Source organism: Mycobacterium sp. TH-M25, from assembly GCF_057473665.1.
In genome coordinates, this window is the sequence record NZ_JBYCLA010000498.1 from 1 (window position 1) to 8,513 (window position 8,513).

The 8,513-nt window shown below is 67.1% G+C and carries 8 protein-coding genes; 3 read left to right on the plus strand and 5 right to left on the minus strand.

Annotated elements, in window-relative coordinates; translation table 11 throughout:
- Together AC2VOU_RS16740 and AC2VOU_RS16745 are read left to right on the plus strand one after the other, a co-directional pair.
- On the plus strand, window positions 1-357 hold a 357-nt coding region (locus AC2VOU_RS16740), incomplete at its 5' end, for a maleylpyruvate isomerase family mycothiol-dependent enzyme (protein ID WP_486958376.1).
- A gap of 120 nt (window positions 358-477) precedes the next feature.
- On the plus strand, window positions 478-1,419 hold the full coding sequence (locus AC2VOU_RS16745; RefSeq protein WP_486958377.1) for a LysR family transcriptional regulator: 942 nt from the start codon (window positions 478-480) through the stop codon (window positions 1,417-1,419).
- 32 nt (window positions 1,420-1,451) lie between these two features.
- On the opposite strand, the gene AC2VOU_RS16750 is transcribed toward AC2VOU_RS16745, so the two are convergent.
- The 5 genes from AC2VOU_RS16750 to AC2VOU_RS16770 form a co-directional block, all read right to left on the minus strand.
- Window positions 1,452-2,489, minus strand: a complete 1,038-nt coding sequence (locus AC2VOU_RS16750; RefSeq protein ID WP_486958378.1) for an FAD-dependent oxidoreductase — start codon at window positions 2,487-2,489, stop codon at window positions 1,452-1,454.
- Between the two features lie 175 nt (window positions 2,490-2,664).
- Window positions 2,665-4,014 (minus strand): TIGR01777 family oxidoreductase, encoded by a 1,350-nt coding sequence (locus AC2VOU_RS16755; protein WP_486958379.1) that lies wholly within the window; start codon window positions 4,012-4,014, stop codon window positions 2,665-2,667.
- A 32-nt stretch (window positions 4,015-4,046) separates the two neighbouring features.
- Window positions 4,047-5,291, minus strand: coding sequence for a glycosyltransferase family 4 protein (locus tag AC2VOU_RS16760; RefSeq protein ID WP_486958380.1), 1,245 nt, complete (start codon window positions 5,289-5,291; stop codon window positions 4,047-4,049).
- Window positions 5,288-6,868: a 1,4-alpha-glucan branching protein domain-containing protein gene (locus AC2VOU_RS16765; protein ID WP_486958383.1), complete on the minus strand. Its 1,581-nt coding sequence runs from the start codon at window positions 6,866-6,868 to the stop codon at window positions 5,288-5,290. The genes AC2VOU_RS16760 and AC2VOU_RS16765 overlap by 4 nt, the downstream gene beginning before the upstream one ends.
- On the minus strand, window positions 6,868-7,689 hold the full coding sequence (locus AC2VOU_RS16770) for a class I SAM-dependent methyltransferase (protein ID WP_486958381.1): 822 nt from the start codon (window positions 7,687-7,689) through the stop codon (window positions 6,868-6,870). Before AC2VOU_RS16770 ends, AC2VOU_RS16765 begins: the two co-directional genes overlap by 1 nt.
- 244 nt (window positions 7,690-7,933) lie before the next feature.
- On the opposite strand from AC2VOU_RS16770, the gene AC2VOU_RS16775 reads away from it, so the two are divergent.
- Window positions 7,934-8,513: electron transfer flavoprotein subunit beta/FixA family protein (locus tag AC2VOU_RS16775; protein ID WP_486958382.1), on the plus strand; the 580-nt coding region annotated here is incomplete at its 3' end.

Below are 8,513 nucleotides of genomic sequence, written 5' to 3' on the forward strand. Positions count from 1 at the left end.
TTCAAGCTGCTCGACCCGGTCGTCAATCTCGGTGAGATGTTCATTCACCACGAGGACGTCCGGCGCGCGGTCGACGGCTGGGAACCGCGAGAGCTCGACGCGTCGACCATCGGGCGACTGCGGCGTCAGCTTGGGCTGATGAGCCGGATATTGCTGCGCACGTTACCCGCCCGGGTGACCCTGGAGACCCCGGCGGGCGAGCGGATCGGGCGGGTCGGTCGTGGCGACCCGGTCACCATCACAGGCGAGCCACCGGAACTGCTGTTGTTCGTGGTGGGTCGCGACGCGGTGCGCCTGACGTTCGACGGGGATGACGCGGCCGTCGCCGCCGTCAAAGGCGCGCCGCGCGGTCTGTAATCAACGTCGGCGTCGACCCTGATCCGTGGCCAGGTCGGGGAGACGCAGTTCACCGGCGAGGCGGATTACGCTGCGGGGGCGGAGAATTCGACACAAAGCGAGTTTGTGGTTGGATGGGCCATGGTACTGAGTCCTCGCATGCCGGAGCTGTCGGCGCTCGAGACATTCCTGGCGGTGGCTAAAACTGCCAGTCTCGGAGCCGCTGGGCGAGAGCTGGGACTCACTCAGCAGGCCGTGTCTGCGCGACTCACCTCGATCGAGGCGCAAACCGGTGTGCAGCTGGCGATACGTACCGTGCGGGGCACCCAGCTGACCCCGGCAGGTGTTGTGGTGGCGCAGTGGGCTGACCAGTTGCTCAACGCCGCCCAGCAGTTCGATGTCGGGTTGGCGGCGCTTCGCGGCGAGCGCCGCAGCAAGCTGAAAGTGGCGGCAAGCCTCACCGTCGCCGAACAGCTGATGCCGCTGTGGCTGGTGTCGCTGCAGGCATCGGCGGCCCGAACTGGGCGCAGGGGCCCGGATGTCGTCCTCACCACTACCAATAGTGAGCACGCCATATCGGCGGTGCGTGACGGTAGTGTCGATCTCGGTTTTATCGAAAGCCCCGCAGCGCTGTCGGGGTTGCGCGATCGGGTGGTTGCGCGCGACGAACTTGTCGTCGTCGTGCCCGCAGACCATAAATGGGTTCGCCGGTCGAAAGGGGTCAGCGCGGCCGAACTCGGCCGGACTCCGCTGGTCGCGCGCGAGCCAGGATCGGGAACGCGTGATTCGCTGACGACCGCGTTGCGTGGTGTGTTGGGCGATGACTTCGAGCAAGCGAGTCCCGCGTTGGAATTGTCCTCGACGGCCGCGGTCCGCGCCGCGGTCTTGGCCGGTGCGGGCCCTGCAGTGCTGAGCAGGCTGGCGGTGGCCGACGACCTGGCGGTGGGACGCCTGCGCGCAGTGCACGTACCGGAGCTGAATCTGCGTCGTGTCTTGCGGGCCGTTTGGGCGGGCGGACGGACTCCGCCGGCCGGCGCAGTCCGAGACTTGTTGAGTCACATCGGCAGCGCAGGTCCGGCGTAGCCCGTCCTTGCACGATTCACCAAACGGCAGTGCTAGGTGTTGTAGCGCAGCCATAGCGGCAACGCGGTGTCGAGTCTCTGCATGAACTTCTGCAGGCCCACGCGGTACTGCCCGGCCCCAGTTGGGTCGATCGAATATTCGGGAAACGCGACACCGATCCCGAACAGGCCGGGGGCCAGGATGCCGTTAATGGGGTCGTAGGGCAGCGGTCCCCATTGGGGGGTCAGTGGAAGGTGTCGGCGTTCGAATCCGACAGTGTATACGACGTGGTCGCACGTCTGAAGGAGTTCGTCGAATTCCGGATCGTCGATGTGACAGCGTGCCAGTCGCGGCGGGGGCGTTCCGTCGATGTTCTCGCGCGCCCAGTCGGCGGCGTGGCCCTTGAGTCCGGTATCGTCGTGAAGTATCCAATTATCAAAGTAAACAGCATATTTCAGCGGACTCCGATAGAAGTTGAGCATCTTTTTCGCCGGTGTGTTCAACAGATTCGGCAGCGCGATCATCGACGAGTGCGACGAGCCGAACACGGCGACTGTGGCGCCATCCAGCGGCAGCTGGGCTAGTTTGGCCGGATCGAGTGCGGTCTCGATCGGGATCTCATCGAGCCCGGCATAGGAGAGCTTCTTGGGATCCGCACCGACCGCAAGAATCACGTTCGCCGAGGTGATGGTCTCGTCATGGGTGGTGATTGTCCACTGCCGGTCCGCCAGTGCCAGATCTGTCGCAACCGTGCACAACGTGCGCACCCGTTGGCGAAGCTGGCGCGAGATCCACAACAGCGGTTCGGCCACGACGGCGAGTGAGCACGTGTCATGGGGATCGAGCCCGGTCAGCGCGAACGCGGGTGCTTCGCCGAATCGAAACGACCGCGGGGCCGTGAGGTAGTCGAGAAACAACTCAACGCGAGTGTTGCTCGGAACAGCACTCCATTTCGCGCCCAGATCTCCCGCGCCGAATTCGGGGTCGATCCAGGCGATCCGTTCGCCCCCGATTCCATGGTCGAGCAGCTGGCCGACCGCTGCGATACCTGCCGGCCCGGCGCCGATCACCGTCCAGCTGTACTGGGTCATGTTCCCTGCCTCTCATGTACGGGTGTCCTAGCGCCTACCCGGAGTAAAGCGCTCCGGGTAGAACGCCGACTTCGATACTTCGCCGGCCGCAACCTGCACAGTAGCGCTGTCGTCCTTGTCGGATCACAAGCGCGATTTGTGAGCGGTCGAGTTTCGGCCGCGACGCGGCCCACCATCAGCGACCGAGCAGATGCCGCAGGGTTTGCTCGAGGTCGGCGCGGCGGAATCGATGATCGGCTTGGTGCAGTCGCGCGGGCAGCACCCGCTGGTTGGCCAGGGCGAGTTCGCGCGCACCCTGGTCGCCGAGTAGCACCTTCGGTCCGAGCGGCGGCACCGGCAGCAGCGCGGGCCGATGCAGCACATGGGCGAGCACCCGGGTGTATTCGACATTGCGAACCGGATCGGGGGCCACCGCATTGACCGGCCCGGACAGGTCGCTGTCCCACAGTGCGCGGTGATAGACGTCGACCAAGTCGTCAATCCCGATCCAGGAAAACCACTGCTGACCGTTGCCAAGTCGCCCGCCGAGGCCGGCGGCGAACAGCGGCCGGAGCAGTCGCAGCGTCCCGCCGGCGGGGGACTGCACGATTCCGGTACGCACCTTGACCACACGCGTGCCGGCCCGCTCGGCCGGGGCCGTCGCGTCCTCCCAGTCGGCGACCACGTCGGCCAGAAACCCGTCGCCGCGTTCACTGTCTTCGGTCAGCGTCTGATCGCCCCGGTCGTAGCCGTAGTAGCCGATCGCCGACGCGTTGACCAGCACCTTGGGCGCATCGGGTGACTGCGCGATCAACTCGGCCAGCCGCCGGGTCGGCCCGATCCGGCTGTCGCGGATCGCGGCTCGGTGCGCCTCGGTGAATCGGCCCGCGATCGAGGCGCCCGCGAGATGGATCACCGCGTCGATCCCGGTCAGCAGCTCCGGGTCGGGATCATCGGGATTCCATTGCCGCTCATCGGCTTTGGCGGGTGTGTGCCGAACCAGCCGAATCACCCGGTGACCGCCGGTGGACAGGAAAGCAGCCAACTGCGAGCCGACCAGGCCGGAGGCTCCGGTGATGGCGACCGTGAGCGGCGCCAACCCATGGGCGGCCGCCTCCCGGTGCGCGGCGATGTCATCGGCCAACTGTTGGTGCCGATAGCGGAACATCGACCGCAGCGCGGCCCCGGGGACCGGGGTATCTACGCGGTCGATGACCCGAGTCCTGTCCGCGTCGACCTCTTCGAAGTCGTGGGTGTGCCGCCAGCGCACCGCCAGCTTGGCGGGCAACGACGCCAGCCCGTCGGCGCCGATGCTGTCGACGAAACGGCGGGGTGGGTCGTAGCCGTCCGGTTGATGGTCGGCCACCCAGCGCAGCCCACCGGGCAGGGCGAGTTCGGCCCGCCCGTTCTCCAGCGAATCAGCCTCGGTGATCAGCCGCATCGGCGACCACGGCGGCGACAGGCGGGTGAAGGCGCCGGGCCGGGTGTGCCAGTCGAACACTTCGTAGATCGGCGCGTCGATCACGCTCGAATACTCAAGTCCCATGACGCCGACGGTACCTGCGGCCGGCTGGCTGGCTAGCGTCCTGGCAGCGCGTGCTCCACGATGGGAAGGCGGGGCAGTGGTTGGCGCTCGGCGCGCTTGGCCGCCAGATACACCTGCGCGGTCTCCTCGGCCACCGTGTGCCAGTCGAAGTCCGCGGTCAGGCGTTGCCGCGCCGCCTGCGCCCGGCGTTGAGCAGCGCCCGGGTCGTCGAGCACCGCGATGACGGCCTCGGCCAGTCGGGTCACATCGCGCGGCGGGCAGGACATCCCGGTCTCGCCGTTGATCACCGCTTCGCCCAAGCCGCCGATGTTGGACGTCACCAGCGGGGTGCCCGCGGCAGCGGCTTCCAGCGCCGCCAGCCCGAAGGGTTCGTAGTGGCTGGGCAGCACCGCGGCGTCGGCGCGATGCAATGCGTCCAGCAGATCGTCGTGGTCCAGCCGACCGGCGAAATGGGTCGCCTTGAGCACCTTGTATCTACGGGTCTGCTCGACGAGCCAGTCCTGTTGGGTGCCTTCGCCGGCGATGGTCAACGTGGTGCCAGGGTGAGCGCGACGGACGCGCGGCAGCGCAGCGATCGCCTCGTGGACACCTTTCTCGTATTCCAGTCGCCCGACGTACAGCAGTTCCGCTGGGCCGGTTCTGGGCGTGCGAGGCGCGAACGGCCATCGTGCCGCCTCGATGCCGTTGCGGATCACCGTCGTCTCGGCCAGCCCGGGCCCGAAGAGTTCGGTGATCTCTTCGCTCATCGAGTGCGAACAGGTGATCAGCGAATCGGATTCGCGCACCAGCCACGACTCGACGGCGTGTACTTGCCGGCTGATCGATCCGGACACCCAGCCGGAGTGTCGCCCCGCCTCCGTCGCGTGGATCGTGGAAATCATTGGTACATCGTGGAAATCAGCCAGCGCGATCGCTGGGTGCGCGACCAGCCAGTCGTGCGCATGCACCACGTCGGGCCGCCACCGCTCGCCACTGCGCTGGTCGCGGATGGCGAGCCCGGCGCGGACCATCGCATGCCCCATCGCCAGCGTCCACGCCATCATGTCGGTGCCGAAAGTGAAGTCATGCGGGTCCTGCGCCGCCGCGACAACCCGGACGTGCTCGACGATGTCGTCCGACGACGGGTGAGTGCTCGGATCGGTGTCGGTCGGGCGCCGCGACAGCACCACGACCTCGTGACCGGCGTCGGCCAGCGCGGTCGACAGATGATGGACGTGTCGGCCGAGCCCGCCGATCACCACCGGCGGGTATTCCCACGACACCATCAGGATTTTCACCGCGGCAGCCTCCGGGCGTCCAGGGCACCGAACAGTCCGTCGGCGCGATTCCAGCCTTCGGCCAGCCGCTGTGCCACTTCGCGTCGGCCCGAGGCCAAGGTGTCGGCAATTTCGCGGGTGGCATGCGCGTGCAGATGTGCCCGGTAGCGGGCATAGTCGGCGGCCGAGTCCTTGCTCACCATGAACGGCCAGTCACTGGAGACCGTGAGCAGGGTCTCGCGCAGAATCTGGTCGGCCACGTGATCGCGGGGTACCGGGCCGTCCAACGACGCCGTCTGATCGAGCGCTTTGTCGACGCATGCCAAAGCGGTGTCGACGACCTCGGCGTTGAGCTGTACCAGATCGGCAACCTTGGCTCCGGACCACACTTGCCAGTCTTTGCCGGAACCCCAAGAGCTGGGCGGCAATTCGACGGCATCACCAACAAATCCCGCGCCGACGGCGTCGCTGAGCGTGCCGACCCGCACTCCTGCTTGCGGCAATGCGCGCAACACCCGCTCCAGCCATGCCGGACCCTCGTACCACCAGTGGCCGAACAGTTCGGTGTCGAATGCCGCGACCACGTGCGCGGGTCGCCCGATGCGCTCGGATTCGGACAGCAAGCGGCGGCGGACGACATCGACGAAATCGGTGACGTGGCTGTCGATTGCGCGTTCGGCGCGCTCGGGATCGTAGGGTGCTTTCTTGTCCGACGGCACGTTGCGCCCGGTGACCCGGGCCGGCTTGAGGCCGGTGCGATGGTCATAGGTATGAAAGTCGCGGTAGGCGGCGTGGCCCGGGTAGCCGGACTTGGGTGACCACACCCGGTAACTCACCTGCAGGTCCCGTCCGAATGCGACGACGCCGGAGTCGCCGACCGGGCGGCCCAGTGCCGTATCGCCGTGCAGTGACGGGCCATCGACCATGAAGTGGCCAACTCCAGCCGCCGCATAGTCTCGCTCCATGCCGGGGGCGTAGGCGCATTCGGGTGCCCATATCCCCGTGGGCTTGTGCGACAACCGCTGCCGAGCATCGGCCAGTCCCTCGCGTAGCGCGAACTCGCGGAGTCGTGGATTCAGCAGTGGCTGGAACGGATGAGCCAACGGGCCGCCCAGCAACTCCACGGTGCCGGCATCGATCAGTCGGCGCAGCAACGGGCCGGCGCCGTGACACCAGTGCGTGTGAAAATCCTCCAGCGCGTGCTCGGTTTCCGCCATCTCGCGAATACCGAAGGCGCGCAGAGCATCCGGGGCCGATGCGGGCGCGCCATCGGTGGCGCCACCGGATCGCAGGCTGGCGGCCTCGGCGGCGCGCAGGTGCCAGTTGGCAACCCAATGGTGCATCCCGTCAAGGCAATATGGGTCGTCGAGTTGCGCCATCACGACCGGTGTGACACCCAGCGTGATCAACCGGTGGCGGCCCTCGTCGGCCAGTCGGCGCAAAACCCGCATCAGCGGCAGGTAGGAGGCTGCCCACGATTGGTACAGCCACTCTTCGCCGACCGGCCAGCGACCGTGATGAGCCAGCCATGGCAGGTGGGTGTGCAGCACCAGGGTCAACAACCCGGGTACCGGTTCGCGGGTCTTTCTCGGCGGGATCACCTGGTCAGCTCCTCGATTCCGGCGGGGCGTACTGCGGTCGCCACCAGGTCCAGGCTGTCGTCGATCGATCGCGTCGCATCGGCGCCTGCCGGCACGATGTCGAAGTCCGCGGTGGCCACCGCCGCGACGTCGGCCAGCAGGTCATCCGGCCAGGGTGCGTCGGCGACCGCGCGCCGGATCTGCGCGTCGATGATCGAGCCGTCGTGGCGGGCATCCATGGCCAGCAGCCGCGGTCCGTGAAACACGCCGCTCATCGACACCGAGGTGAAGCCGGCGTCGCGCAGCAGCTCCGTGAGCTCCGCGGCGTTGAGTTCGCGGGTGTGGAACGGATTGACCGGAGTGTCGCGGCCCGGTGAGAACGTGATCCGGTTGGGGGTCGACACCATCAAAAGCCCGGACGGGCGCAGAACCCGGGCGCACTCGCGCACAAACTGTGGTTGATCCCACAAATGCTCGATCACCTGGAAGTTGACCACCACATCCACCGAGTGGTCCGGCAGCGGCAGCTCGGCGAGATTGCCCTGCAGCACCTGCACCCGCGGATAGCGGGCGCGTACGTGCGCGACGGCCGTCTCGTCGTAGTCCACCGCGGTCACCCGCCGCGCGACCCCGGCGATCAGGTCGGCGCCGTAGCCTTCGCCGCAGCCGGCCTCGAGCACCTCGCGACCCACGCAGTGGTGCGCCATCTGCCGGTACACCACCTCGTGGCGACGAAACCAGTAGTTCTCCACGTCGAGGCCCGGGATGGTGCGTTCTCCGGTCAACGGTAGGGCGGCCTCCGCTGCGGTGTGTGGGGCGTCAGGGAAAAATGCGCTCATTTCATAGGGAGGCTAACCCGTGACGACGCGTTCGCGAATGCACTACTTCGGGTAATCCAGGGTTGTCGGCGGTGGGCCCGCCCGCATGTGAAGGCACGGGGGGCAGAACCTGCAGGACGACCCGCTATGGTGGGAGGGCAAACCACACTAAGTTACCAGTCAGTAACATGCGGGTGTGGTGCGCACAACACGTGATTTGAGTTCTGCGGTAGCAGGACGCACTCGAGGAGGACGAGCCACTCTCATGACGAATATCGTGGTCCTGATCAAGCAGGTTCCGGACACCTGGTCAGAGCGCAAACTCAAGGACGGCGACTGGACGCTGGACCGCGAGGCCGCAGACGCCGTGCTGGACGAGATCAACGAGCGCGCGGTGGAAGAAGCGCTGCTGATCCGCGAAAAAGAAGCCGCCGACGGCACCGAGGGATCGGTCACCGTGCTGACCGCCGGCCCGGAGCGGGCCACCGAGGCGATCCGCAAGGCGCTGTCCATGGGCGCCGACAAAGCCGTTCACCTGCTCGACGACGGGCTGCATGGGTCGGACGTCGTCCAGACCGGCTGGGCACTGGCGCGCGCGCTGGGCACCATCGAGGGCACCGAACTGGTCATCGCGGGCAACGAGGCCACTGACGGAACCGGGGGTGCCGTGCCGGCGGTCATCGCCGAGTACCTCGGCTTGCCGCAGCTGACCCACCTGCGCAAACTCTCGCTGGAAGGCGGCAAGATCACCGGCGAGCGCGAAACCGACGACGGTGTGTTCACCGTCGAGGCGACCCTGCCCGCCGTGGTGAGTGTCAGCGAGAAGATCAACGAGCCCCGCTTCC